The 23,968-nt window shown below is 69.7% G+C and carries 30 protein-coding genes and 1 tRNA gene; 21 read left to right on the forward strand and 10 right to left on the reverse strand.

Going from position 1 to position 23,968, the window contains the following annotated elements; translation table 11 throughout:
- Positions 1–8 precede the first annotated feature (8 nt).
- The 11 genes from ACFE71_RS01505 to ACFE71_RS01555 all read left to right on the forward strand — a co-directional run bounded on the left by ACFE71_RS01505 (position 9) and on the right by ACFE71_RS01555 (position 10,899).
- Positions 9–683 (forward strand): HAD family hydrolase, encoded by a 675-nt coding sequence (locus tag ACFE71_RS01505; RefSeq protein ID WP_375427048.1) that lies wholly within the window; start codon positions 9–11, stop codon positions 681–683.
- A gap of 110 nt (positions 684–793) precedes the next feature.
- The gene (locus tag ACFE71_RS01510; protein ID WP_375427049.1) at positions 794–2,005 is read left to right on the forward strand and encodes a sensor histidine kinase; all 1,212 of its coding nucleotides are present in this window, start codon (positions 794–796) and stop codon (positions 2,003–2,005) included.
- A 63-nt stretch (positions 2,006–2,068) separates the two neighbouring features.
- Positions 2,069–3,139 (forward strand): substrate-binding domain-containing protein, encoded by a 1,071-nt coding sequence (locus ACFE71_RS01515; protein ID WP_375427050.1) that lies wholly within the window; start codon positions 2,069–2,071, stop codon positions 3,137–3,139.
- A 13-nt stretch (positions 3,140–3,152) separates the two neighbouring features.
- A complete protein-coding gene (pstC, locus tag ACFE71_RS01520) occupies positions 3,153–4,526 on the forward strand; it encodes a phosphate ABC transporter permease subunit PstC (RefSeq protein WP_375427051.1) in 1,374 nt (457 codons plus the stop codon).
- Positions 4,519–5,805: a phosphate ABC transporter permease PstA gene (gene pstA / locus ACFE71_RS01525; protein ID WP_375427052.1), complete on the forward strand. Its 1,287-nt coding sequence runs from the start codon at positions 4,519–4,521 to the stop codon at positions 5,803–5,805. Before pstC ends, pstA begins: the two co-directional genes overlap by 8 nt.
- Positions 5,802–6,569, forward strand: coding sequence for a phosphate ABC transporter ATP-binding protein PstB (pstB, locus tag ACFE71_RS01530; RefSeq protein WP_375427053.1), 768 nt, complete (start codon positions 5,802–5,804; stop codon positions 6,567–6,569). Before pstA ends, pstB begins: the two co-directional genes overlap by 4 nt.
- A gap of 10 nt (positions 6,570–6,579) precedes the next feature.
- The gene (gene phoU, locus ACFE71_RS01535; RefSeq protein ID WP_375427054.1) at positions 6,580–7,293 is read left to right on the forward strand and encodes a phosphate signaling complex protein PhoU; all 714 of its coding nucleotides are present in this window, start codon (positions 6,580–6,582) and stop codon (positions 7,291–7,293) included.
- A gap of 35 nt (positions 7,294–7,328) precedes the next feature.
- Complete coding sequence (gene phoB / locus ACFE71_RS01540; RefSeq protein WP_375402620.1) at positions 7,329–8,021, forward strand: phosphate regulon transcriptional regulator PhoB; 693 nt, start codon at positions 7,329–7,331, stop codon at positions 8,019–8,021.
- 105 nt (positions 8,022–8,126) lie between these two features.
- On the forward strand, positions 8,127–8,723 hold the full coding sequence (locus tag ACFE71_RS01545; protein ID WP_375427055.1) for a hypothetical protein: 597 nt from the start codon (positions 8,127–8,129) through the stop codon (positions 8,721–8,723).
- A gap of 81 nt (positions 8,724–8,804) precedes the next feature.
- Positions 8,805–9,704, forward strand: a complete 900-nt coding sequence (locus ACFE71_RS01550; protein ID WP_375427056.1) for an SDR family NAD(P)-dependent oxidoreductase — start codon at positions 8,805–8,807, stop codon at positions 9,702–9,704.
- Positions 9,705–9,861: 157 nt separating this feature from the next.
- Positions 9,862–10,899 carry a hypothetical protein gene (locus tag ACFE71_RS01555; RefSeq protein WP_375427057.1) on the forward strand — a complete coding sequence of 346 codons (1,038 nt, stop codon included), beginning with the start codon at positions 9,862–9,864 and terminating at the stop codon, positions 10,897–10,899.
- On the opposite strand, the gene ACFE71_RS01560 is transcribed toward ACFE71_RS01555, so the two are convergent.
- Together ACFE71_RS01560 and epsC are read right to left on the reverse strand one after the other, a co-directional pair.
- Complete coding sequence (locus ACFE71_RS01560) at positions 10,896–11,237, reverse strand: DUF2794 domain-containing protein (protein WP_375427058.1); 342 nt, start codon at positions 11,235–11,237, stop codon at positions 10,896–10,898. The genes ACFE71_RS01555 and ACFE71_RS01560 overlap by 4 nt on opposite strands.
- Entirely contained in the window at positions 11,237–11,926 is a 690-nt protein-coding gene (epsC, locus tag ACFE71_RS01565) for a serine O-acetyltransferase EpsC (RefSeq protein ID WP_375427059.1), read from the reverse strand. Before epsC ends, ACFE71_RS01560 begins: the two co-directional genes overlap by 1 nt.
- Before the next feature lie 139 nt (positions 11,927–12,065).
- On the opposite strand from epsC, the gene ACFE71_RS01570 reads away from it, so the two are divergent.
- The 3 genes from ACFE71_RS01570 to ACFE71_RS01580 all read left to right on the forward strand — a co-directional run bounded on the left by ACFE71_RS01570 (position 12,066) and on the right by ACFE71_RS01580 (position 14,468).
- On the forward strand, positions 12,066–12,833 hold the full coding sequence (locus tag ACFE71_RS01570; protein WP_375427060.1) for a sulfite exporter TauE/SafE family protein: 768 nt from the start codon (positions 12,066–12,068) through the stop codon (positions 12,831–12,833).
- On the forward strand, positions 12,830–13,729 hold the full coding sequence (locus ACFE71_RS01575; protein ID WP_375427061.1) for a hydrogen peroxide-inducible genes activator: 900 nt from the start codon (positions 12,830–12,832) through the stop codon (positions 13,727–13,729). Before ACFE71_RS01570 ends, ACFE71_RS01575 begins: the two co-directional genes overlap by 4 nt.
- A gap of 166 nt (positions 13,730–13,895) precedes the next feature.
- Positions 13,896–14,468 carry a fasciclin domain-containing protein gene (locus ACFE71_RS01580; RefSeq protein ID WP_375427095.1) on the forward strand — a complete coding sequence of 191 codons (573 nt, stop codon included), beginning with the start codon at positions 13,896–13,898 and terminating at the stop codon, positions 14,466–14,468.
- On the opposite strand, the gene ACFE71_RS01585 is transcribed toward ACFE71_RS01580, so the two are convergent.
- Genes ACFE71_RS01585 through pgsA form a run of 3 tightly spaced genes read right to left on the reverse strand, consistent with a single transcriptional unit; the run spans position 14,465 to position 15,712 of the window.
- Positions 14,465–14,905, reverse strand: a complete 441-nt coding sequence (locus ACFE71_RS01585; protein ID WP_375427062.1) for a molybdenum cofactor biosynthesis protein MoaE — start codon at positions 14,903–14,905, stop codon at positions 14,465–14,467. The two genes, ACFE71_RS01580 and ACFE71_RS01585, sit on opposite strands and share 4 nt — an antisense overlap.
- Positions 14,902–15,153 (reverse strand): molybdopterin converting factor subunit 1, encoded by a 252-nt coding sequence (gene moaD, locus ACFE71_RS01590; protein WP_375427063.1) that lies wholly within the window; start codon positions 15,151–15,153, stop codon positions 14,902–14,904. The genes ACFE71_RS01585 and moaD overlap by 4 nt, the downstream gene beginning before the upstream one ends.
- A 7-nt stretch (positions 15,154–15,160) precedes the next feature.
- The gene (gene pgsA / locus ACFE71_RS01595; RefSeq protein ID WP_375427064.1) at positions 15,161–15,712 is read right to left on the reverse strand and encodes a CDP-diacylglycerol--glycerol-3-phosphate 3-phosphatidyltransferase; all 552 of its coding nucleotides are present in this window, start codon (positions 15,710–15,712) and stop codon (positions 15,161–15,163) included.
- A 142-nt stretch (positions 15,713–15,854) separates the two neighbouring features.
- Between pgsA and ACFE71_RS01600 the strand changes: the two genes are divergently transcribed.
- Positions 15,855–17,168, forward strand: coding sequence for an MFS transporter (locus ACFE71_RS01600; protein ID WP_375427065.1), 1,314 nt, complete (start codon positions 15,855–15,857; stop codon positions 17,166–17,168).
- Here ACFE71_RS01600 and ACFE71_RS01605 read toward each other — a convergent pair.
- The 3 genes from ACFE71_RS01605 to ACFE71_RS01615 all read right to left on the reverse strand — a co-directional run bounded on the left by ACFE71_RS01605 (position 17,165) and on the right by ACFE71_RS01615 (position 18,999).
- Positions 17,165–17,332 (reverse strand): hypothetical protein, encoded by a 168-nt coding sequence (locus tag ACFE71_RS01605; RefSeq protein WP_375427066.1) that lies wholly within the window; start codon positions 17,330–17,332, stop codon positions 17,165–17,167. The two genes, ACFE71_RS01600 and ACFE71_RS01605, sit on opposite strands and share 4 nt — an antisense overlap.
- A gap of 81 nt (positions 17,333–17,413) precedes the next feature.
- Positions 17,414–18,169: a molybdopterin-dependent oxidoreductase gene (locus tag ACFE71_RS01610; protein ID WP_375427067.1), complete on the reverse strand. Its 756-nt coding sequence runs from the start codon at positions 18,167–18,169 to the stop codon at positions 17,414–17,416.
- A complete protein-coding gene (locus ACFE71_RS01615; protein WP_375427068.1) occupies positions 18,166–18,999 on the reverse strand; it encodes a cytochrome b/b6 domain-containing protein in 834 nt (277 codons plus the stop codon). The genes ACFE71_RS01610 and ACFE71_RS01615 overlap by 4 nt, the downstream gene beginning before the upstream one ends.
- Positions 19,000–19,105: 106 nt before the next feature.
- On the opposite strand from ACFE71_RS01615, the gene bla reads away from it, so the two are divergent.
- The gene (gene bla / locus ACFE71_RS01620) at positions 19,106–19,981 is read left to right on the forward strand and encodes a class A beta-lactamase (protein ID WP_375427069.1); all 876 of its coding nucleotides are present in this window, start codon (positions 19,106–19,108) and stop codon (positions 19,979–19,981) included.
- 12 nt (positions 19,982–19,993) lie between these two features.
- Here the strand turns inward: bla and ACFE71_RS01625 are convergent.
- Both ACFE71_RS01625 and ACFE71_RS01630 read right to left on the reverse strand, forming a co-directional pair.
- A tRNA-Ala gene (locus tag ACFE71_RS01625) sits at positions 19,994–20,069 on the reverse strand.
- Positions 20,070–20,182: 113 nt separating this feature from the next.
- A complete protein-coding gene (locus tag ACFE71_RS01630; protein WP_375402637.1) occupies positions 20,183–20,503 on the reverse strand; it encodes a TIGR02300 family protein in 321 nt (106 codons plus the stop codon).
- A gap of 101 nt (positions 20,504–20,604) precedes the next feature.
- On the opposite strand from ACFE71_RS01630, the gene aroA reads away from it, so the two are divergent.
- From aroA to ACFE71_RS01655, 5 genes are all read left to right on the forward strand, one after another.
- Positions 20,605–21,942 (forward strand): 3-phosphoshikimate 1-carboxyvinyltransferase, encoded by a 1,338-nt coding sequence (gene aroA, locus ACFE71_RS01635; RefSeq protein ID WP_375427070.1) that lies wholly within the window; start codon positions 20,605–20,607, stop codon positions 21,940–21,942.
- On the forward strand, positions 21,939–22,577 hold the full coding sequence (cmk, locus tag ACFE71_RS01640) for a (d)CMP kinase (RefSeq protein ID WP_375427071.1): 639 nt from the start codon (positions 21,939–21,941) through the stop codon (positions 22,575–22,577). The genes aroA and cmk overlap by 4 nt, the downstream gene beginning before the upstream one ends.
- 64 nt (positions 22,578–22,641) lie before the next feature.
- Positions 22,642–23,022: a ribonuclease HI gene (locus ACFE71_RS01645; protein WP_375427072.1), complete on the forward strand. Its 381-nt coding sequence runs from the start codon at positions 22,642–22,644 to the stop codon at positions 23,020–23,022.
- Positions 23,019–23,594 (forward strand): pseudouridine synthase, encoded by a 576-nt coding sequence (locus tag ACFE71_RS01650; RefSeq protein ID WP_375427073.1) that lies wholly within the window; start codon positions 23,019–23,021, stop codon positions 23,592–23,594. Before ACFE71_RS01645 ends, ACFE71_RS01650 begins: the two co-directional genes overlap by 4 nt.
- An 82-nt stretch (positions 23,595–23,676) precedes the next feature.
- A complete protein-coding gene (locus tag ACFE71_RS01655) occupies positions 23,677–23,931 on the forward strand; it encodes a BLUF domain-containing protein (protein ID WP_375427096.1) in 255 nt (84 codons plus the stop codon).
- Positions 23,932–23,968 lie beyond the last annotated feature (37 nt).

Genomic DNA, 23,968 nt, shown 5'->3' on the forward strand with positions numbered 1-23,968 from the left:
GTCGGCCGATGGCGGATTTCCCCTTCGATATCGTCGGCTTCGACCTGGACGGCACCTTGCTGGACACCAGCGGCGACTTGGCCGCGGCGGTCAATCACGCGCTGGCGAGTGCGGGCCGGCCATCGCTCCCGGTCGAACGGGTGCGGCCGATGATCGGCGGTGGATCGCGGCATATGCTGGCGCGGGGCATGGCCGCGACCGGCGGCTGCACCGAAGCCGAACTGGACGTGCTGCAACGGCGGTTGCTTGACTATTACGAAGCGAACATCGCGGTCTCGACCCGGCCGTTTCCGGGAACGCTCGACGCGCTGGACGAACTGGCGCGGCGGGGTGTCGCGCTCGGCATCGTCACCAACAAGAACGAGCGGCTGGCGCGGCTCGTGCTGGGCGAACTCGGGCTCACCCCGCGTTTCGCCAGCATCGTCGGCGGCGACACGCTCGGGCCGGGGCGGGCCAAACCCGCGCCCGACCTGCTGCACCTCATGATCGAGCGGTGTGGCGGCGGGCGCGCGGCGTTCGTCGGCGACTCGATCTACGACGTCGAGGCGGGCCGCGCGGCGGGGCTGCCGACGGTGGCGGTCGCCTTCGGCTTCCTGGCCGGGTCGGTCGAGGAACTGGGCGCGGACGCGGTGATCGACGGGTACGTCGAGCTGATCCCCACGCTGGAACGGCTGGGCGGCTAACCGCGCCGCTGCCTGATCCATAGGTGACGAGCGAGCGGAAGCGGCGCGGCTTCGTTTCGGTGCGGTGCGCCCTTCGCAGCAGGCAGGGTCTTCGGGTAGGACAGGACGCGATGCCGACCCGACCCGATCCCAGCCTGTATTGGGCTCTCGCCCTCGCGATCGTCACCGCCGTCGTCGCGGGGATCGTCGGCGACAGCCTGCAGGCGGCGCTCATCGCGGGAGTGGGCGGCGTGGCGGCGGTGCTGCTCGGCGGGCTTGAGCGTCCCGAACCGCCATCCCCCGCGGAACCCGTATCGGATCGCCCACCCGAGCTGATCGACCATCTGCTCGACGCGGTGGTGCAACCGGTGCTGCTCGTGCGGGGCGGCCGCGTATCGTTCGCCAATCGCGCCGCGCTCGCCGAGCTGGGACGGCATATCGTCGGCGAGGACGTGCGCGTCGCCATCCGCCACCCTGCAGCCGCCGCGCGGCTCGCGGCCGCCGAGCCCGCCGCGGCGGAGCGGCCGATCGAGCTGGTCGGGCTCGGCTCGGTCGATCGCCGCTGGGAGATGCGCGTCGGCGAGGTCGGGTCGTACCGGATCGTCCAGCTGATCGACCGAACCGGCGCCTATGCGGCCGAACGGATGCGGATCGATTTCGTCGCCAACGCGTCCCACGAGCTGCGCACCCCGCTCGCGTCGATCCTGGGCTTCATCGAGACGCTGTCGGACGAGGCCGGGGGCGATCCGGACGTGCGCGCGCGGTTCCTGAAGGTCATGTTCGACGAGGCGCGGCGAATGCAGCGGTTGGTGGAAGACCTGATCTCCCTGTCGCGGATCGAGGCGGAGAAGCACCAACTGCCGAGCAGCGCCGTCGACCTCGCGAGGCTGGTGGCGGAGGTGCGCGCCGAGATCTTCGATATGGGCGACGACAAGGGGCACGCGGTGACGCTCGATTTCGGTTCGGGCGTTCCCCCCGTCTGCGGCGACCGGGCGCGTTTGTCGCAGATGCTCCACAACCTAATCGGCAATGCGGTGAAATACGGGCGACCCGGAACGCCCGTGACGATCGCGGCGCGGCGCGACGGCGCGATGGTGCGGTTGGCCGTTTCCGACGAAGGCGAAGGCATCGCCGCGGAGCACATCCCGCGCCTGACCGAACGCTTCTACCGCATCGACGCGGGGCGCAGCCGGACGCTGGGCGGGACCGGCCTGGGGCTCGCCATCGTCAAGCACATCGTCGAGCGGCATCGCGGACGGCTCGACATCGTCAGCAAGGCCGGGGTCGGCACCACCGTGACGGTCCTGTTGCCGACAATGGACGACGTTGTCACAAATCCGTAAGTGAAACGTCACATAGACGTTCGGCCCCGCTGCTACCACGCGGGGTGCGGCGGCCATCCGGACGTGCGCCATCCGGAATCCTGGCCTTTGCGCGCCTTCGCCGCCCTCCTTCTCCTATGTCCGTCGATCGCCGCCTGCCATGATCAGGCGCGCGGCGGCGGCGCGGGCTCGCGCGACGAGATCAGGGCGGTGGGGTCGTCGACCGTCTATCCCTTCACCACGCTGATCGCCGAACAGTTCGTGGGCGGCGACCCGGACGCGGCGGCTCCGGTGGTGGAGGGCACGGGCACCGGCGCCGGCATGCGGCTGTTCTGCTCGGGGCTCGGCGCGCGCCATCCCGATATCGTCAGCGCGTCGCGGCGCATGACCCCGGGCGAATATCGGATTTGCCGGGCGCACGGCGTCGGGCCGGTGATGGAGGTGCGGATCGGCATCGACGGGGTCGTCGTCGCGGAGGCGCTGGACGGCCCGAAGCTCGCATTGACGCAAGCCGACCTCTACCGCGCGCTCGCCGCCGAGCCGGGCGGGCGACCGAACGCCGCGCGCCACTGGAGCGATATCGACCCGCGCCTGCCCGCGACCCCGATCAGCGTCTACGGCCCGCCCGCGACCAGCGGCACGCGCGATGCGCTGGTCGAGCTGATCATGGTTCCCGGCTGCGAGGCGTCGGATCCCGACGCGCGGGCGCTGGCCCGCACCGACCCGGACGCGCACCGCGCGCGGTGCGCGCGCGTCCGCGAGGATGGGGCGTATGTCGACGCGGGCGAGAACGACAACCTCATCGTCCAGAAACTCGCCGCCAACCCGACCGCGATCGGCGTGTTCGGTTATAGCTACCTCGAAGAGAACGCCGCGTCGGTGAAGGGGGTGCCGGTCGGCGGGGTGTCGCCCACCTACGCCGCGATCGCCGACGGCAGCTATCCGGGATCGCGGCCGCTGTATCTTTACGTGAAGCGCAACCACCTCGACGCGGTGCCTGGTCTACGTCGCTTCCTGAAGCTCTACGCCGCCGGCTGGAACCCCGGCGGCCCGCTCGCGCGGCGCGGACTGATCGTCGCGCCGGCGCCCGTCCGCGCCGACGCCGCGCGGGTAATCGCGACCGAGCGCCCGCTCGACGCGGCCGGCTTACGATGAAGGGGACGCGCTGATGTCCGGAGGCGGCCTGCTGCTTCTCCTGGCCGGACTGGCGCTCGTCGGCTGGCTGTCGGCGCGCGCGCGCGCGGCGGGGTTCCGGAACGATGGTCGCCGGTTCAGTTCGCTGCCGGGCCATCATGCCGCCTATGTCGCGCTGTGGTGCCTGCTGCCCCCGCTGCTGTTCCTGAGCGTCTGGTCGTTGACCGCGCCCGCGCTCGTCACCGACGCGGTGCTCACCACCCCGGGCGCGGCGCAGCTGCCCCCGCCCGGCTTCGACCGCGCGGCGGTACTGTCGGAGGCGCGCCGGCTTGGGCGGGGCGACGCGTACGGCGCGTTCCAGCCGCTCGCCCGGACGCTGGCTCCCGCCTACGCGGCCGCGCAGTCGCGTTATGACTGGATCGCGACCGCGGTCGCGTTGCTGCTGGCGCTCGGCGGCGGAGGGTACGCCTTCACGCGCGTCCGGGCCGACTTCTCCGCGCGGACGCGGACGGAGCGGATCGTGATGGGCGCGCTGCTCGCCGCTTCGCTGGTCGCGATCCTGACGACGCTGGGCATCCTCGTGTCCCTCGTCTGGGAGGCCGGACGCTTCTTCGCGCTGGTTCCCGTCACCGACTTCCTGTTCGGTACGCATTGGAGCCCGCAGGTGATCGACCCCCGCGATCCGGGCGCGTCGCTCGGCGCGGTGCCGCTGTTCTGGGGCACCTTCTTCATCGGCGCGGTGATCGCGATGATCGTGGCGCTGCCCTTCGGCCTGCTGAGCGCGATCTACCTGACGCAGTACGCCACCCCGCGCGTGCGCAGCTGGGTCAAGCCGCTGCTGGAGATGCTCGCGGGGGTGCCCACCGTCGTCTATGGGTATTTCGCCGCGCTGACGGTCGCGCCTCGGGTGCGCGACTTCGCGGTCGGGATCGGGATCGAGAACGCCTCGTCCGAAAGCGCGCTGGTCGCGGGGTCGGTGATGGGGATCATGATCATCCCCTTCATCTCGTCGTTGGCCGACGACTCGCTCGCCGCCGTCCCGTCGGCGATGCGCGACGGGAGCCTGGCGATGGGGGCGACCCCGTCCGAGACGATCCGCCGCGTGCTCCTTCCCGCCGCCTTGCCGGGCGTGATCGGCGGCGTGTTGCTGGGCGTCAGCCGCGCGATCGGCGAGACGATGATCGTCGTGATGGCCGCGAGCGGCGTCGCGACGCTGACGCTGAACCCCTTCGAGAGCACCACCACCGTCACGCGCCAGATCGTCGACCTGCTGACCGGCGAGGCGGAATTCGACAGCCCCAAGACGCTCGCCGCCTTCGCGCTCGGGCTCACGCTGTTCGCGATCACGTTCCTTCTCAACATGATCGCGTTGTCGGTCGTGCGCCGGTACCGGGAGGCGTATGAATAACGCGGTCGCCCTTCCCGTCGTTTCGCTCGACCGTCGCCCGACCGACTGGTCGCACGCCGCCATGCAGGGCCGCGTGCGCCGCCGCTACCGCTCCGAGCGCCGGTTCCGGCTGCTCGGGCTGACCGCGGTCTTGCTATCGGCGGGCTTCCTGGTCTTCCTGCTCGGATCGATGCTCGTCCAGGGTGCGACCGGGTTCTTGGAGACGCGCGTCGCGATGCCGATCGACTTCGCCGCCCGCCCGCTCGGGCTGGACGCCGCGCGGCTCGAGGGTCGGGGCGCGGACCTGGCGCTGGCGGGCGCGGGGCTGGAGGGCCTGGTCGACGACGCGGCGGTTACGGCGTTCGGCCCCGATCTCGGCGCGCGCATCCTGTCCGACGGCGCGTGGGTCCGCGTGCGCGAGGCGGTGAAGCACGACCACACGATGCTGGCGCGCCGCGTCGTGCTCGACCTGCCCGTCGCGAGCCCGATCGACGTCGCCGCCAAGGGAACGGGGACGGTCGCGGCGGAGGCGGTCGTCGCCTCGCTGCGGTCGGGCGGGCTGCTCTCCACGGGACTCAATCGCGATTTCCTGTTCGCGTCCGATTCGACCGACCCGACGCGCGCGGGCATCTGGGGTGCGCTCAAGGGGTCGCTGTTGACGATGGCGGTCGCGCTGTCGCTCGCCTTTCCGATCGGGCTGCTCGCGGCGCTGTATCTGGAGGAATACGCCCCCCGGAACCGGTTCACCGACCTGATCGAGGTGTCGATCAACAACCTTGCCGCCGTGCCCTCGATCATCTTCGGGCTGCTGGGGCTCGCGCTGTTCCTGGGCACCTTCGGACTGCCCCGCTCCGCCCCCCTCGTCGGCGGGCTGACGCTCGCCCTGATGATCATGCCCGTGATCGTCATCGCCGCGCGCAACGCGATCAAGTCGGTGCCGCCCTCGATCCGCGACGCGGGCCTTAGCGTCGGCGCTTCGCCGGTGCAGGTCGTGTTCCACCACGTCCTGCCGCTGGCGCTGCCCGGCGTGCTGACGGGCACGATCCTGGGGCTGGCGCGCGCGCTGGGCGAGACCGCGCCGCTGCTGCTGATCGGTATGCGCGCCTTCATCGCCGCGCCGCCCGGCGGCGTGACGGAGCCCGCGACGGTGCTGCCCGTACAGATCTTCCTGTGGTCGGACGAGGTCGGGCGCGGCTTCGTCGAGAAGACGTCGGCGGCGATCGGCGTGCTGCTCGTCGTGCTGCTCGCCATCAACGCGCTCGCCATCCACCTCCGCAACCGTTTCGAGACCCGCTGGTGAGCAACTATCCTCCGAAGATCACCGCGACCGGCGTCAACGTCTGGTACGGCGCGGTGAAGGCGATCGACGACGTGTCGATCGACATCGACCAGGACCGCGTCACCGCGCTGATCGGCCCGTCAGGCTGCGGCAAATCGACCTTCCTGCGCACGCTGAACCGCATGAACGACACGGTCGCCAGCGCGCGCGTCGAAGGCGACATCCGCCTGGATGGCGAGGACATCTACTCGCCGCGCATGGACGTGGTGCAGCTGCGCGCGCGCGTCGGCATGGTGTTCCAGAAGCCCAACCCGTTCCCCAAATCGATCTACGAGAACGTCGCCTACGGTCCGCGCATCCACGGCCTCGCCCCCTCGCGGACGGACCTGGACGGCATCGTCCAGACCTCGCTCAAGCGCGCCGGGCTGTGGGACGAGGTCAAGGACCGGCTGACCGAGAGCGGCACCGCGTTGTCGGGCGGCCAGCAGCAGCGGCTGTGCATCGCCCGCGCGATCGCCGTCGATCCGGAGGTGATCCTGATGGACGAGCCATGCAGCGCGCTCGACCCGATCGCCACCGCCAAGATCGAGGAGCTGATCCACGCGCTGAAGGGGCAGTACGCGATCGCGATCGTCACCCATAACATGCAGCAGGCGGCGCGCGTGTCGCAGCGTTGCGCCTTCTTTCATCTCGGCAGGCTCGTCGAATACGGCTCCACGACCGAGATCTTCACCAACCCGCGCGAGGAGCGCACGCGGGACTACATCACCGGCCGGTACGGCTGAGGGCGCGGCCATGACCGAACACACCGTCAAGGCATTCGACGCCGACATCGGCGAGCTGCGCGGCCTGATCTCGCAGATGGGCGGGCTCGCGGAGGATGCGATCGCGCGCGCGATGCTGGCGTTGCAGCGCGGCGACCTGACGCTGGCGGCGCAGGTCAAGGCCGACGACAAGGCGATCGACCTGATCGAGGCGGAGGTGGAGCGCCTCGCCGTCCGCATCATCGCGCTCCGCGCGCCGCTCGCCAACGACCTACGCGAGGTCGTGGCCGCGCTCAAGATCGCGAGCGTGGTCGAGCGGATCGGCGATTACGCCAAGAACATCGCCAAGCGCGTGCCGATGATCGAGGACGGCGGCGCCGGCGGCAATGGGGGAAGCGACCGGATCGAGCCGATCTCCGTCCTTCCCGCGATGGGCCGCATGGCAAGCGAGATGGTGCGCGACGTGCTCGACGCCTTCGCCAAGCGCGATCCGGAAGCGGCGGTCAGGGTGTGCCAATCCGACACGGCGCTCGACGATTTCTACGACTCGATCTTTCGTACGCTCGTCACATTCATGGTCGAGAATCCGCGCACGATCAGCCAGGTCGCGCACCTGCTGTTCGTCGCCAAGAACCTGGAGCGCATCGGCGACCATGCCGGCAACGTCGCCGAGATGGTCTATTTCGCCGCCACTGGCACGCAGATCGCCGACCGGCTGAGCCCGCCCCAGAACCTGCTCACGTGACCCGTCGTTTCCCGAACAATGGAAAGGCCTGAACCATGCCCCGCGCCAAGATGCTCCTGGTGGAGGACGACGCCGCCCTCTCCGAGTTGCTTCATTTCCACTTCACCCGCGAGGATTTCGAGGTCCGCCGCACCCCGGACGGCGAGGAAGCGCTGCTCCTCGCGCGCGAATCGACCCCCGACATCGTCCTGCTCGATTGGATGGTGGAGGGGCTTTCCGGCATCGAGGTATGCCGCCGTCTGCGGCGCACGCCCGAGACGCAGAACGTCCCCATCATCATGCTGACCGCGCGCGGCGAGGAGGAGGACCGGGTGCGTGGGCTTGAGACGGGCGCGGACGATTACGTCACCAAGCCCTTCTCCCCGCGCGAGTTGGTGGCCCGCGTCGGCGCGGTCCTTCGCCGCGTCCGTCCGGCGCTCGCGGGCGAGGCGCTGACCTATGCGGACATCGAGATGGACACGGTCGGCCACAAGGTCCGGCGCGCGGGGCAGGTCGTGCCGCTGGGCCCCACCGAGTTCCGGCTCCTCAAGCATTTCCTGGAGCATCCCGGCTGGGTCTTCTCGCGCGAGCGGCTGCTCGATGCGGTGTGGGGTCACGACAGCGACATCGAGTCGCGCACCGTGGACGTCCACATCCGTCGGCTGCGCAAGGCGATCAATATCGGCGAGTGCGCCGACGTGATCCGCACCGTCCGTTCGGCGGGCTATGCCCTGGATGCGGGGAACTGAACGGACCTCGACCGATGCGCGGCCGAAACGAGGACCCAACTGGTTACTAGTGCGTTCACCACCCTGCGCGAACGCGACGTTGCGCTCGAAATCAGGAGTATTCCGATGAAGCATCTTCTTCTCGCGGCGGCCGCGTTCATCGCCGCCCCCGCCTTGGCCCAGACCACCGGCGGCACGACGAGCGGCAGCACCGGCGGTACCGGCACGACGTCCGGTACGCCGCAGACCTCGACCGAGTCGCCGACGACGATGTCCGGCCAGACGATGGAGGGCCAGACCGGCTCGACCACATCGACCCCGCCCGCGACCGACCAGACGATGCAGCCGGCCCCGACCGACCCCGCCACGCAAGGGCAGACGGGAACGACGCCCGGCTCGACCGACCCCGCCATGTCGGGCTCGGCTGGGACCGCCACCTCCGGCTCGACCGACCCCGCCACCTCCGGCTCGACCGACCCCGCCATGTCGGGCTCGACCGGCACGATGAGCGGTTCGGCTCCGACGGCCGGTGCGCCGATGATGGCCGCGCCGGGTACCGGCGGCATGATGGGCGGTGCGGGAGTCGCCGCACAGCCGGTCGCCGCGCCCGAGGCGGCCAATCCGAACCCGCCCGTCTGCCGCGCCGGCCAGTATGACGATTGCGTGCAGGCGACCGCCTCGCGAGGCAGCCGCAGCCGCAGCCGGTCGCGCCGTCGCCGCTAGGCCGATTGGCGGCTGGGTCGGTTGCAAGCGACTCGCCAACATCTAGAAAGGGCGCTTCTTCACCAAGGAGCGCCCTTTTCCATGTCCATCCGTTTCGAAGGCCGCGTCGCGATCGTCACCGGTGCGGGCGGCGGCCTCGGTCGCGGTTACGCGCTCGAACTCGCGCGGCGCGGCGCGAAGGTCGTCGTCAACGATCTCGGCGGCGCGCGCGACGGGACCGGACAGTCGGATGCCGCGCTCAAGGTGGTCCAGGAGATCGAGGCCGCGGGCGGCGAGGCGATGGCGAACGGCGGCAACGTCGCCGAATACGACCAGATGGTCGCGATGGTCGCCGCCGCCTCAGAACGCTGGGGCGGCGTCCATATCCTCATCAACAATGCGGGCGTCCTGCGCGACAAGAGCTTCGCCAGGATGGACCCCGCCGACTTCGAGTTCGTGGTCCGCGTCCACCTGCTCGGCTCCGCCTATGCGACGAAGGCGTGCTGGGACGTGATGCGGGAACAGAATTACGGCCGCGTGCTGATGACCGCCTCCTCGACCGGGCTGTTCGGCAATTTCGGCCAGGCGAACTACGGCGCGGCCAAGCTCGGCCTCGCGGGGCTCGCCAAGACGCTGAACATCGAGGGCGCGAAGAACGACATCCGCGTCAACACGATCGCGCCGACGGCGGGCACGCGCATGACCGCCGACCTATTCCCCGATGCCGCGTTCGAGGCGTTCGCGCCTGAGAAGGTCGCTCCGGCCGCGCTCTATCTCGTATCGGAAGACGCGCCGTCGGGCGTGATCGTCGGCGCGGGCGCGGGCGTGTTTCAGGCGTCCTACGTCACGCTGACGGCCGGCGCGTTGCTGGAAGGCGACGAGCTGTCGCCCGAAGGCGTCGCGGCGCGGTGGGCCGAGATCATCGATCGCACGGATGAGATCGTGCCGAAATCGGGTGTGGAGCAGGCGATGTCGATCGGCGCGAAGCTTCAGGCGCGGTGAGGCGCACCGCGCTGCTGCCGCTGACCCTCGCAGCCTGTTCGGGTCCGGCGAGCGAGGCCGAGCGCGCCGTGTCGCCGTGCCTGAACGCCGCCCGATGACGGTGTATTGATCTAGCAGCACACTCCCGCTATCCTCGCGCCGCGAAGAGGAGCAGCTCATGTATAGCGAGTCGGACATCGACGGTGCGGTCACCGCCGGCGCATTATCGCCTGAAGCCGCGCGCGGCCTACGGAACCACATCGCCCGGACGCGCGCCGCGCCCGCGGTCGATGAGGAGAGCTTCCGCCTCCTGACCGGCTTCAACGACGTCTTCGTCTCGATCGCGATCGTCCTGTTGCTCGCCGCTCTTCTCCAGATCGGCACCAGCATCGACGTCGCGCGGTGGTTGGGAGGGGCGGCCGTGGCCGGGGCCGCATGGCTGCTCGCCGGGTATTTCACCGCGCGCAGGCGCATGGCGCTGCCCAGCATCCTACTGTTGCTCGCCTTCGTCGGCGGCGTCGCGGCCGCGCTCGCCGGGCTGATCGAGGCGATCGAGCCGGACCTGTCCGAACGAGGGGGCGCGCTCGCGGCGGCGGGTGTCGCGCTCGTCGCGGCGGGCGCCGCCTGGGCGCATTGGCGGCGCTTCGCGGTGCCGATCACCGTGGCGGCGGGCGCGGTGGCGGCGGTCGGCGTAGTCGCGGGGCTGGTGACGGCGGCGGTGCCGGACGCGGTCGCCGCGATCTGGCAATTGCTGTTCGTGGCGGGCCTCGGCGTGTTCGCGGTCGCCATGCGCTGGGACCTGTCCGACCGCGAGCGCCGGACGCGCCGCGCCGACGTGGCCTTCTGGCTGCATCTCGCCGCCGCGCCGATGATCGCCCATCCCATCTTCAAGCTGCTCGGCATATTCGATCGGGAGGTGACGGTCGCGGTCGCACTGGTCGTCCTCTCGCTCTACTTCTTGTTCGCCGTCATCGCGCTAGCGATCGACCGACGCGCGCTGCTCGTGTCCGGCCTCGGCTACGTCCTGTATGCGATGATCGCGCTTTTCCGCACGGCGGGAGCGGTGGAGCTCAGTTGGGCGCTGACCGCTTTCGTGATCGGCTCGGCGCTGCTCACCCTGTCCGCCTTTTGGCATCCGACGCGCGCGCGGGTCGTGAGCATGCTCGGCGATCTCGGCCGCCGGCTGCCCCCGACCGCGACGCCCGCCGCCGCCTAGTCGACGACCTTGAGCAACCGCCGCTCGAGCGGGGCCAGGACCGACGCGAGCTCGTGGCCCCGCTTGAGCACGGCGCCCGCCTCTCCGACGAGCGCCCACATACCCTGCTTGTTCCGGAGGTCGGGGCGCTTTTCGACCCGATATTCAGGCCGCTCCGCCGCGCGCCGGAACGCGGCGAACACCGCCGCGTCGCGCCCGAGATCGATCGCATAATCCCGCCACATGCCCGCCGCGACCATGCGGCCATACACGTCCAGGATGCGCGTCAGCTCCGTGCGGTCGAATCCGATCTGCGTCGCCGGGCCATGCGGCAGCGGAAACGGCGTGACGACGCCCATCAGGCGCGATCCCGTCCCGCTTCCCGCTCGCCGTCGCGGCTCAGCGCGTCCAGCTGCCTGCGAAGCTGCTCCAGCTCGCAGCGGAGCAGCTCGATCTTCTGCGTCTGCGGATCGAACATCTCCGTGCAGGGCGTGCCATAGGGCACGAACTTCGGCGGAGGCGCGGCCCCGCCGTCCACCATCGTCGCGCGTGCGGGGATGCCGACCATCACCGCGCCCTCGGGCACGTCGCGCGTCACGACCGCGTTCGCGCCCACCCTGGCGCGCGGTCCGACCGTGATCGGCCCCAGCACCTGCGCGCCCGAGCCGACGATCACGCCGTCGGACAGGGTCGGGTGCCGCTTGCCCGCGACGCCGTTGTCGGGGCTGGTCCCGCCCAGCGTCACGCATTGGTAGATCGTGACGTTGTCGCCGATCTCCGCCGTCTCGCCGATCACCACGAAGCCATGGTCGATGAAGAAATTTAGCCCGATCCTGGCACCGGGATGAATGTCGATCGCCGTCGTCGCGCGCGACCAATGGTTGACGCATCGTGCCAGGAAGAACAGCCGCCGCCGGTAAAGCCGATGCGCGACGCGGTGCCAGCCGAGCGCCCAAACGCCCGGATAGGTCAACACCTCCGCGCGACTATGCGGCGCTGGGTCGCGCGCCCGGATCGAATCGAGATAGCTGGCCAGGCGCCTGAACATGAACGCTCCCCTATCGCGCACAAATAGGATGACGCCGTTCCGATTGCCAGCATGCGCCCACCCCGGCTTTACCCGGCTAAACTCCACCTCTCTTGTAGGATTGAACGGCTCCGCTAGTGGCGAAGGCGAAAGGACGCGGATGCAGGGTCTCGCAAGTATCGACTGGTCCGCCGTCCTGCCCTTTATCGCGATCGGCTTCGCCGCGCAGCTCGTCGACGGCGCGCTCGGCATGGCGTTCGGGGTCGTGTGCAACGTGCTACTCGTCGCGGTGCTCGGGTTGCCGCCGGCGCGCTCGTCGGCCAATATCCACATCGTCGAGATATTCACGACCGCCGCATCAGGCATCAGCCACGCGCTGGCGGGCAACATCGACCGCGCGCTGTTCCTGCGCCTGCTGCTGCCCGGCATCGTTGGCGGCGTGACCGGGGCCTATGTCCTCATCAACCTCGACGGCGACACGGTGAAACCGTATATCCTGGGCTACCTCGTCCTGATCGGCTTCTATTTGCTCGTGCGCGGGATCCTGTTCCCGCCCAAGCCCGCCAAGCCCAAGGTCGTCGAGCCACTGGCGCTGGTGGGCGGCTTCCTGGACGCGGTCGGCGGCGGCGGCTGGGGTCCGGTCGTCACCTCGAACCTCCTGGTCCAGGGCGTCGAGCCGCGCCGCGTGATCGGGACCGTCAGCGCGGTCGAGTTCTTCCTGACGATCACCGTGTCGGCGACCTTCGTCTATCATCTAGGCGTCGAGGCGTTCGCGCTCGCCACGGTCGGCCTGATCGTCGGCGGGGTCGCCGCCGCTCCGTTCGGCGCGATCATCGCACGGCGGGTCTCGACCAAGCTGCTGCTGATCCTGGTCGGCGTCGTCCTGATCCTGACGAGCGGATACGGCGTCGTTCGCGCGGTGTTGTGAGCGCCCCCTATCCGCCGACGCTGAAGCAGCTTCAATATCTGGTGGCGCTACTGGACCACGGCCATTTCGGGCGCGCGGCAGCGGCATGTTTCGTCACGCAATCGACGTTGTCGGCGGGCCTGCGCGAGCTGGAGACGCTGCTGGGCGTCTCGCTCGTCGAGCGCACGCGCCGCGTGGTCCGGTTCACGCCGCTGGGCGAGACCGTCGCGGACAAGGCGCGCCGCGTGCTGCGCGAGGCCGACGAGCTCGGTGAACTCGCCCGCGCGTCGGGTCGGCCGCTGTCGGGCGATCTGCGGCTGAGCGTCATTCCGACGATCGCACCCTTCATCCTGCCGCAGGTCCTGCCCCGCCTGCGCCGCGACTACCCCACCCTGCGCCTGTTCCTGCGCGAGGAGCCAAGCGGTTCCGCCTGCGAAGCGCTCGGGGCCGGACGCGCCGATTGCGTGCTGCTCGCGCTCCCTTACGCGTGCGGCGACGTCACCGCGCAGGCCCTGTTCCAGGACCGGCTGTTCGTCGCCTTCCCCGGCGATGGACGGGACGCGCCGCCCACGCTCAGGCCGGGCGATATCGACGAGACGCAGCTGTTGATGCTGGAGGACGGCCATTGCCTGACCGAACACGCGCTGGCCGCCTGCGACCGGCCCGAACTGCGCGGGCACGCGCGGATGCTCGGTACCTCGCTGCATACGATGGTGCGGATGGTCGAGGGCGGGCTGGGCGTGACCATGCTGCCCGAAATGGCGCTGGCCGCAGGCATCCTGGACGGCACGGGCGTCGCGGCGCGTCCGCTCGACGCGCCCCATGCCGCGCGGACGGTCGCGCTCGCTTGGCGCCGCGGGTCGCCGCGCGAACGCGACTTCCGCCTGCTCGCCGAGGTGTTCGCGCAAGGCAGGTGAGGTAACCGGACGCAACCATTTCGGGAGGGAAACGTAACTGCGGGAGTGCGATGGTTAACGCACGGGGACCGACCGGGTCCAGTCCATCAGGAGAGACAAGATGTCCTATCCCCGACTTCCACTTATCGTGCTGGCCGCCTCGCTCGGTGTCGTCGCCTGCGCGCCGATGAACGCCGACACCGCCGGCCCCGCCGCGGCGAGCGACGCGTCGACGTCGACGGCGAGCACGAGCGCCTCCGCGAGCGCCGGCGCCAACCCGACCGTCGGCGGCGCGCCGATGGTGGCCAGCCAGACGATCGTCCAGAACGCTTCGGCGGCTCCCAACCTCTCCACGCTGGTCACCGCGGTGAAGGCGGCGGGGCTGGTCGACACGCTGTCGGGCCCGGGTCCGTTCACTGTCTTCGCACCGACCAACGACGCGTTCGGCCGCCTCGCGCCCGGCACGGTCGACACTTTGCTAAGGCCCGAGAACAAGGCGTCCTTGACCAAGGTGCTGACCTACCACGTCGTGCCTGGCAACCTGTCGGCCGCGCAGCTGCAGCAGCGGATATCGGCGGGCGGCGGCACCGCCACGCTCTCCACGGTCGCGGGGGCGCCGCTGACCGCGCGCGTCGAGAACGGCAACATTACCCTAACCGACCAGGGCGGCAACAAGAGTTATGTCGAAACCGCCGACGTCCGCCAGTCGAACGGCGTCGTCCATGTCGTCAACGGCGTGCTCGTCCCGACGCTGCCCTAGACCTTCCAGCGCGCGGCGGCCGCGTGGTCGCTGTCGCGCGCTTCGACCCAGCGCCGTTCCCCGCCCCGCGTCTCGCGCTTCCAGAACGGCGCGTCGGTCTTGAGCCGGTCGATGAGGAACGCGCACGCCTCCAATGCCGCCTTCCGGTGCGCGGCAGCGGTAGCCACGAACACGATCCGCTCGCCCGGGCGCATCGGCCCGATGCGGTGGACGATGAGGGCCGCCGCCAGGCTCCATAGCCCGCTCGCCTCCCCGGCCAAGCCTGTCAGCATCGCCTCGGTCACGCCCGGATAATGATCGAGCTCGAGCAGTTCGACGCCGTCATCGGCGCGGACCAGTCCGGAAAAGCTGGCGATCCCGCCCACCCCCGCCAGCTCCACGCGCGCCGTCTCGGCGACCATGTCGATCGGTTCGCCCGATACGCGGACGTGGATCATCCGCCCGTGACCGGCGGGAACAACGCCACCTCCCGCGCGTCGCCAAGGAGCGCGTCCAGCGGCACGAAGGCCTGGTCGACCGCCGCGCGCAGCCGCGACGGGTCGGCGAACGCCTGGGCATGACGTTCGCTGCGCCCGGCCAACCACCCGACCAGCGCGGCGACGGTCGCGACCTCGGCGGGCGGCGATACGCGTTCCTCATCCACGCCGACCAGCTCGCGGACCCAGGCGAAATAGAGCACCCGCATCCCGCAGTCAGTCCATATGCTTCAGGCCGACGCGCAGATAATCCCAACCCGTCATCAGCGTCAGCACCGCCGCCCCCCAAAGGCTCACCAGCCCCACCGCGGCGATCCAACCCTCGCCCGGCAACGCGCCCGCCAGGATCATCGCACCCAATGCGATCAGCTGGAGCGTCGTCTTCCATTTGGCGAGTTGCGACACGGGCACCGACACCTGCACCTGAGCCAGGAATTCGCGCAGGCCCGACACGGCGATCTCGCGCAGCAGGATGACGAGCGCGGCGATCACGTGCACCCCGGCGATCACCTGCGTCGCCACCAGCATCAGGATGACGGCGGCGACCATGATCTTGTCCGCGATCGGATCCAGGAAGACGCCCAGCCGCGACACCGCCCCTTGCGCGCGCGCCAGGTAGCCGTCGAAATAATCAGTGATCCCCATCGCGCAATAGAGCACGAACGCGATCCCGAACCCCATCTCCCAATGCTTGTTCCACAACAGCGCGACGAGCAGCGGCAGCGCGACGATCCGCGACAGGGTCAACAGGTTGGGCAAGGTCCACATCGACGCGGATCGTAGCGTCCCGCCCGCCCCTGCGATACCCCGCCGCGACCGGCGTCGGGTCCGCCGCGGCTTAAGCGTTGGCGCGGCCCCTAGGCTCGGCTATGCCGCCCATCATCCAGCCACCGGGGCCGTCGTCCATCCCATGATCAACGCCCTCGGGCTCCTCAAGCGCCGCCGGTTCCTGCCCCTGTTCGCGACCCAGTTCATGGGGGCGTTCAACGACAACCTGTTCAAGACGTCGATGGTGCTGTTCGCCACCTACCGGATCTTCGCCGACGAGCGTCAGGAGGGGTTCTTCAACGCACTCGCCGCCGGGCTGTTCGTGCTTCCCTTCTTCCTGCTTTCGGCGCTGGCGGGCCAGCTCGCCGACTCAAACGACAAGACCGGCATTATCCGCTTGGTGAAGCTGGCGGAGATCGGGATCATGCTCGTCGGCTGCGCTGGACTGCTCCTGGCGAGCACGGGCGCGGTGACGGCTCCGCTCGTCCTGATGCTCGTCGCGGTCACGGGGCTGGGCGTTCATTCCACCTTCTTCGGCCCGATCAAATACGCGATCCTGCCGCAACATCTGGATGACGACGACGTGCTCGGCGGCACCGGCCTGGTCGAGGCGGGGACCTATCTGTCGATCCTGCTCGGCACGATCGTCGCGGGGTTCGTGTACCAGTCGACGCTCGTCGTCGCCGCGCTGACGCTCGCCGTCGCGATCGGCGGCTATCTGATCGCGCGGGAGATACCGCCGGCCCCGCGGCTCGGCCCCAAGCTGGTGATCGACTGGAACCCGGTGCGCGCGTCGTGGCGGCTGATCGCGGCGACGATGCATATCCGCCAGTTGTTCCTGGCGATCTGCGCCATCTCGTTCTTCTGGACGATCGGCTCCGTCCTCATCATCGCGTTCCCGCCGCTGGTGAAGAACGTGCTGACCGCCGACGCCGGGGTCGCCAGCCTGGTGCTCGCGGTCTTCTCGGTCGGCGTCGCGGTCGGGTCGGTGGTGATCAACCTGCTGCTCAAGGGGACGATCTCGGCGCGCTACGCCCCCGCGTCGGTGCTGGCGATGGGCGCGGCCGTGATCGCGTTCTGGGCGGCCGTGCGGCTATGGACGCCGGCGGCCGACGGGCGGCTGTACGGGATCGTCGAGTTCATGGGCCAGCCGCAGGCCGCGCCCGTGCTGCTGTGCCTGCTATTGGTCGCGATCTTCGGGGGCATGTTCGTGGTGCCGCTCTACGCGTTCCTGACGACCACCGTCGCCAAGGACCAGACCGCGCGCACGGTGGCGGCCAACAACGTCGTCAATTCGGGGGCGATGACGGTCGGATCGATGGGCGTCGCGGCGATGACGGCGGCTGGCGTGACGGCCCAGCAGCTACTGCTGCTGGTCGCGGCCATGTGCCTTGTCGCCGCCGCGATCGCGGTGAGGCTGCACCGTGCCTGCGACCCGGTCCGGGTCCGCGACTAGAAGATGAAGGTATAGAAGCTGGTGAAGAAGGCGGAGAAGCTCAGCAGGAACAGCTTCCAGTCCCTGTCTTCGTCGCGCGCGACCTTGGGCGCGGACGGCGACGGCAGGCTGCGGCGGATCGGGTGACCGGCACCCTCGTTGGTCAGGACTAATCTTCTGGTCATGGCGACCCGTTAACAAACCGTTATCGGGATCTACCAGCCTTAAAGAAGGTTAAATTCGTCCCGTCCCGAACGGGGACGGTTTCAGATGCCGGCATACCAGGCATAGTCGTTCGAGTCCTCCCAGTAGCCGCCCTTGCCGCCGCCGATCCCGACCAGGCTCGCGACGGCCTCCACCCGCATCACGTATTTGGCGTGCTTGTAACCCAACTGGCGCTCTACCCGGAGGCGGATGGGCGCGCCGTTGGCGATCGGCAGCGTCCGACCATTCAACCCCCAGGCGAGGATCGTCTGCGGATGGAACGCGTCGATCAGGTCGATGCTCTCATAATACTTACCCGGCCCATAATCGTCCGCGCAGTGGAACACGACGAATTTGGCCGCCGGCAGCAGCCCCGCCTCGCTCAACAGCCCGCGCAAGGGAGTGCCCGTCCAGCGCCCGATCGCGCTCCACCCCTCCACGCAGTCGTGCCGCGTGATCTGCGTCCGCGCGGGCGATCGCCTGAGCTGGTCGAGCGACACCGACAACGGCCGCCGCACCAGCCCGTCTACATGCAAGCGGTAATCGGCGAAGTTCCCGGCCGCGAGCGCGCGGTAGTCCGCCGCCGCCGGATCGCGCGTGCCGTTCGCGCGAAACACGGGCGACAAATCGGCGGTCGTGAACTCCCTCGCGAGCGCTCCCCGATCCGACACCAACCGCGTGAAGTCGGACGTCAGGCCCTCCGCGCCCTCGGTGAATCCACGAAAAGCGGGCGTTGCCGCGATCCGGTCGCATCCGGACAACAGCAGCCCGCCCGCACCTAGCCCGATCGACCCGACGAGCCCTCTCCGCGTGATCATGCCGCGTCCTCCCCTACCTGACGGACGTGGAACCAACCCGTGATCATCGATCGCATCTCGTTCACCGGCCCCGCCAACAGCACCAGCACCAGATGGACGGCGATGAAGCCGGCCAGCCCGGCCGTGCAGATGAAATGGATCGACCGCGCCGACTGCCGTCCCCCGAACAGGTCGAGCATCCACGGCCAGGCGGCATTCAACCCTGGTGACATGCTAACCCCCGTCAGGATCACCACCGGCAGCAGCACGAACAGCACCAACCCGTAGGTCAGTTTCTGGAGGATGTTGTAATGCGCGGTCCCGTCGGTCGGGTGGAAGCGCAGCCGAAGGTGATTGGTCACGTCCTTCCACAGATGCTTGGGGGTAAGCTCCGCGCGGCGCGGCAGCAGGTCGCGGCCGATGTGCCGGTCGAGCGCGCTCCATAGCAAATAGCCGAAGGTCGCGATCGCGAAGAGCCACGCGACCGACAGGTGCCATCGCCGCGCCGCCGCCAGGTTGTAGCCCGACGGGATCGTCGCCCACCATGGAAACGCCTGCGTCCGCTCGACGCCTTGCTTGTCCTTCCACCGTCCCAGCACGCCCGTGGTCGGGATCCGCGTCTGCCCGATCACCACCTGCCCACCCGTAGTAGTCGGCCCGATCTGAAGCCACGCGGCGTCGGTGTTCGCGCCATACTGACCCCAATATAGCCGCGGATGCGCGTTGAAGATCATCAACCCGCTCATCAGCATGACGACGAGCACGACCGCGTTGACCCAGTGCCACACGCGCGTCGACACACGGTGGCGGTAGATGCGGTGCGGTCCGCCCACCGATGCCTCGTCGCTCAATCCCGTCCTCCCGACCCGTGGACACCAGCGATATATAGGCGCGGCTGGACGCGATCGTGAGGGTGGGGCATCGACCGGGTGGAAACGGGCCGGGGAAGAAGCGAAAATGCTGAGAAGAAGCTTCCTGACCGGCGCGGCCTGCGTCGTCGCAGGCCCCATCCCCGCGGGAGCGTCCTCGTCGTCCTTCGGCGGCCTGGCGTTCCGACGCGAGGTGCTGGCGCTCGAACGCGCATCACGGGGGCGGCTCGGCGTGGCGATCCTCGATACGGGAACCGGAGCGCGCTTCGACTCGCGCGGCGATGAGCGTTTCGCGCTGTGCAGCACCTTTAAATTGATCCTCGCCGCCGCGATCCTCGCGCGGGTCGATCGGAACGGTGATCGGTTGGACCGCCGCGTGCCGATAGCCGCCTCCGACCTCGTCCCGAACTCGCCCTTCACCGAAACGCGCGTCGGCGGCGATGCGACGGTCGCCGAACTATGCCTGGCGACCATGACGCGCAGCGACAACGCGGCGGCCAACCTGCTCCTGCCCGCGGTCGGCGGCCCGGCCGGGGTCACCCGCTTCGCGCGCGCGCTCGGCGATGATCGCACCCGCCTCGACCGGATCGAGCCCGAACTGAACGACGTCCGCCCCGGCGATCCGCGCGATACGACGACGCCCGACGCGATGCTCGGCCTGTTCCGGACGCTGACGCTCGGACCGGTGCTCAAGCCCGTATCGCGTGCGCGATTCACGCGCTGGCTCGTCGCCAACAAGACGGGTGATCCCCGCCTGCGCGCAGGGCTGCCCAGGAACTGGCGGGTGGGCGACAAGACGGGCGCCAGCGGGCGCGGCCACGACAACGATGTCGCGATCCTCTGGCCGCCGGCACGCAGGCCGCTGCTCGTCGCCAGCTACATCGCCGACTCGCCGCTCGATTTGGCGGCGTCGAACATCATCCACGCCCGTCTGGGCGGGCTCATCGCCCGCGCGGTCGCCTGATCGAAGGTGCGGTGGTGGAGCCGAGGGGGATCGAACCCCTGACCTCTGCAATGCCATTGCAGCGCTCTCCCAGCTGAGCTACGGCCCCATATCGTACCGGATCGGTTCTATTTAAGACACCCGGTCCGGGAGATGCGCCCCTAGCGAGGCTCCTCCGGCTTGGCAAGCGGCGGCGTGCGCACCGCCTCTCGCCCGCCCCGCTCAGCTCTCGTCGTCTTCCTTGTTCGTCTCGACGCCCAGATCATCGTCCCCGCCCAGATCGACCTCGTCGTCGGCCGACGGCTCGCCGTCATCCGCCGCCAGGGCCTCCGTATCCTCATCGCCGCCGGCAAGCGCCGCATCCTTGGCGGGGTCGGCCTTGACGATCTCGTACGCCATCGGCTGCTTCGACTTCAGGATCGTCTCGGGCTGGAACGTGTTGGAGCATTCGATGCAGGTGACGGGGTCGTTCTTGCCGAGGTCGTAGAAACGCGTGGCGCATTTCGGGCACGTGCGCTTCGTGCCCCATTCCGGCTGGATCATTCGAAGGATGCCTTTGGAGTAGCGTTGCGGGCGGACGGCCGCCCGGATGGCGCGCGCCTTGCCACGGGGCGACCGGACTGTCAAAGCGCGCCGCCTTCCCCATGCCGCACTCCGCCATCTCCCGAACCGTCGCCGCGAGCGGTCCCCTGCGCGGCGCGATCGCCGTTCCCGGCGACAAGTCGATCAGCCACCGCGCGCTGATCCTCTCCGCGCTCGCGGTCGGGACCAGCCGCATCGCCGGCCTGCTGGAGGGCGACGATGTCCTCGCCACCGCCGCCGCGCTGCGCGCGATGGGCGTCGGCGTCGAGCGCACGGGCGACTGCGCGTGGGCGGTCCACGGCGTCGGCGTCGGCGGCCTGCTCCAGCCCGATCGCGCGCTCGACATGGGCAACAGCGGCACCTCCGCCCGCCTGCTGATGGGGCTGGTCGCCAGCCATTCCATCACCGCCGCCTTCACGGGCGACGCCAGCCTGTCGCGCCGTCCGATGGCCCGCGTCGCGGGTCCGCTCCGGACCATGGGTGCGGACGTGACCGCGAGCCCCGGCGACACGTTGCCGCTCATGGTGCGCGGCCTGTGCCCGGCGGTGCCGATCGCCTACACGCTCCCAGTCGCCTCCGCGCAGGTCAAATCGGCGATCCTGCTCGCCGGCCTGAACACGCCCGGGATCACCCGCGTGACCGAACCGGTCGCCACCCGCGACCATACCGAGCGCATGCTCGCCGGCTTCGGCGCGCGGGTGACCGTCGAGGACACCCCCGAGGGCCGCGTCATCTCGCTCACCGGGGAGGCGGAGCTCGGGCCCCAGGACATCGTCGTCCCCGGCGACCCCTCCTCCGCCGCTTTCTGGCTTGTCGCGGCGAGCGTGGTCCCCGGCTCCGACCTGACGTTGCGCGGCGTCGGCATGAACCCGACCCGCACCGGCCTCCTGATCGCGCTCCGCCTGATGGGCGCGGACATCGCCGAGCTCGATGCCCGCACCGTCGGCGGCGAGCCCGTCGCCGACCTGCGCGTCCGCCATGCTCCCCTGCATGCGATAACCGTGCCGCCGGAACTCGCCCCGTCGATGATCGACGAATATCCCGCGCTGTTCGTCGCCGCCGCGTTCGCCGACGGCCGCACCGTCGCGCGCGGCGCGGCCGAGTTGCGCGTGAAGGAGTCCGACCGCATCGCCGCCATGGCCGCCGCGCTCGGCGCGAATGGCGTCCCCGCGCGGGAGCATCACGACGGATTGACGATCCAGGGCACCGGCGGCGGTTCCATTCCCGGCGGCGGCACCGTCGCCACCCGCCTCGACCACCGCGTCGCCATGGGCATGGCCGTCGCCGCGCTCCATGCCCGCGCCGCGATCACGCTAGATGACGCGTCGCCCGTCGCGACGAGCTACCCCGACTTCTTCCCCACCCTGGCCGCCGCGACCATGCAGGAGCCCACCCCTTGATCATCGCCGTCGACGGTCCCGCCGCGAGCGGAAAGGGCACGGTGGCGCGCGCGCTCGCGCGTCACTTCGACCTGCCCCATCTCGACACCGGCCTGCTCTACCGCGCGGTCGCCTATACCGTGCACCGGCTTGAACTCGACCCGACCAGGGAGGCCGACGCGATCGCGGCTTGCGATTTCGACGAGCTGACGCTGGCCGACCCGGCCTTGCGCGACGACGAGGTCGGCCAGCTCGCCTCCGTGGTCTCCGTCCACCCCCTCGTTCGCGCCGCGTTGTTCCAGCGGCAGAAGCGCTTCGCCAACCAGCCGGGCGGCGCGGTGCTCGACGGGCGCGACATCGGCACCGTGATCGCGCCCGAGGCCGACGCCAAGCTGTTCGTGAAGGCCACCGCTCCCGTCCGCGCCCGCCGTCGCCATCACGAGCTGACCGAGCGCGGCCGGGAGATCACCTACGAACAGGTGCTGGCCGACATCCGCGCCCGCGACGCCCGCGACAGCGCCCGCTCGACCGCGCCCCTGACCCAGGCCGCCGACGCCGCGCCGCTCGATACGAGCGCGCTGACGGTCGAGGCGGCCACCCGCCGCGCGATCGCGCTGGTGAACGGACGGCTCATCGGCCGGCGCTCTACCGCCTGATCGCGCGACGTTGCTGGTCGACGACACTAACCCGCCAATCGAGCATCGCGTCAGGGGACTCGTCATGCCGTCCCGCCTGAAAGTCTTCTTCGACGGTGGCTGCCGACCCAATCCGGGCCGGATGGAGATCGCGGTCGTCATGGGCGGCCGTACGGAACTGTTCCGCGATGTCGGCCATGGCACAAGCATGGATGCCGAGTGGCTGGCGCTGATCCACGCGCTGACGGTCGCACGGTCGTTTGGTCGGGCCGATTACGTCCTACTCGGCGACTCCGCCAACGTCGTCGCACAGGCGAGCGGCACCGCCAAATGCCGCGGCGACGCCGTCCGGCATCTGGAGACCTTCCGCGCGATGACCGCCGCCGTCGGTCCGCCGACTATCCGCTACGTCAAGCGCTCCCAGAACCTCGCGGGAATCGCCCTGACCACGCGGTTCTACGCATGACGAAGCTCATCCTGTTCAACAAGCCTTACGGCGTCCTTTGCCAGTTCACCGACGACCGACCGACAAGCGGCGCGTCGCCCCGCCCCACCCTGTCCGACCACATCGACCTTCCCGGCATCTACCCCGCCGGTCGGCTCGATCTCGATAGCGAGGGCCTGCTCCTGCTCACCGACGACGGCGCGTTGCAAGCGAGGATCGCCGATCCCCGGTTCAAGATGCGCAAGGCCTACCTCGTCCAGGTGGAGGGTGAGGTAGGCGGGACAGCACTGACGGCCCTCCGACGCGGCGTCCGACTAAAGGACGGCCCGACCCGACCCGCCGAGGTGGAGCGCATCCCCGCCCCCGCGCTGTGGCCTCGCGACCCGCCCGTCCGGTTCCGCAAGACGGTCTCGGATTGCTGGCTCCAGCTGACGATCGCCGAAGGCCGCAACCGCCAGGTGCGCCGCATGACGGCCGCGGTCGGCCACCCCACGCTCCGGTTGGTGCGCTGGAGCATCGGCGACTGGACGGTCGACGGGGTTAAACCGGGCGAGTGGCGGGAAGCGCCGCCGAGTGTCCGCGCGGGATCGTGAGTCTCCATCGACCGACGCATGATTTCGGAATAGGAGCGGCGGCGGACTGGACCACGATGCCGCAACCGCGTTCCGCCGGCTGATCCATGCCAGCAAGGCTAATTGCGACGATTGCCGCCGCGACCACCTCGAGGTCCTGCGTCAGTCCCGAGCGAACAATGGCTTATATGGAGTATCCGGCTTCATCTGGACCGATGGCGTCGGTCATCTCCAGGTTCTGGAAGGCGCTTCGAAAACGGTCGAATACATCGTTGAACGTGTTCGCGGCGATCCTCGGCACAACAACACGCGCGTGGTGAGCGACGAGTCCGCGAGCACGCGCGCGTTCGGCGACTGAGCGATGGCGAGCCTGCCGGGCGAACGCGACGAGGTGG

The organism is uncultured Sphingomonas sp. (assembly GCF_964237155.1).
GTDB lineage: Bacteria > Pseudomonadota > Alphaproteobacteria > Sphingomonadales > Sphingomonadaceae > Sphingomonas.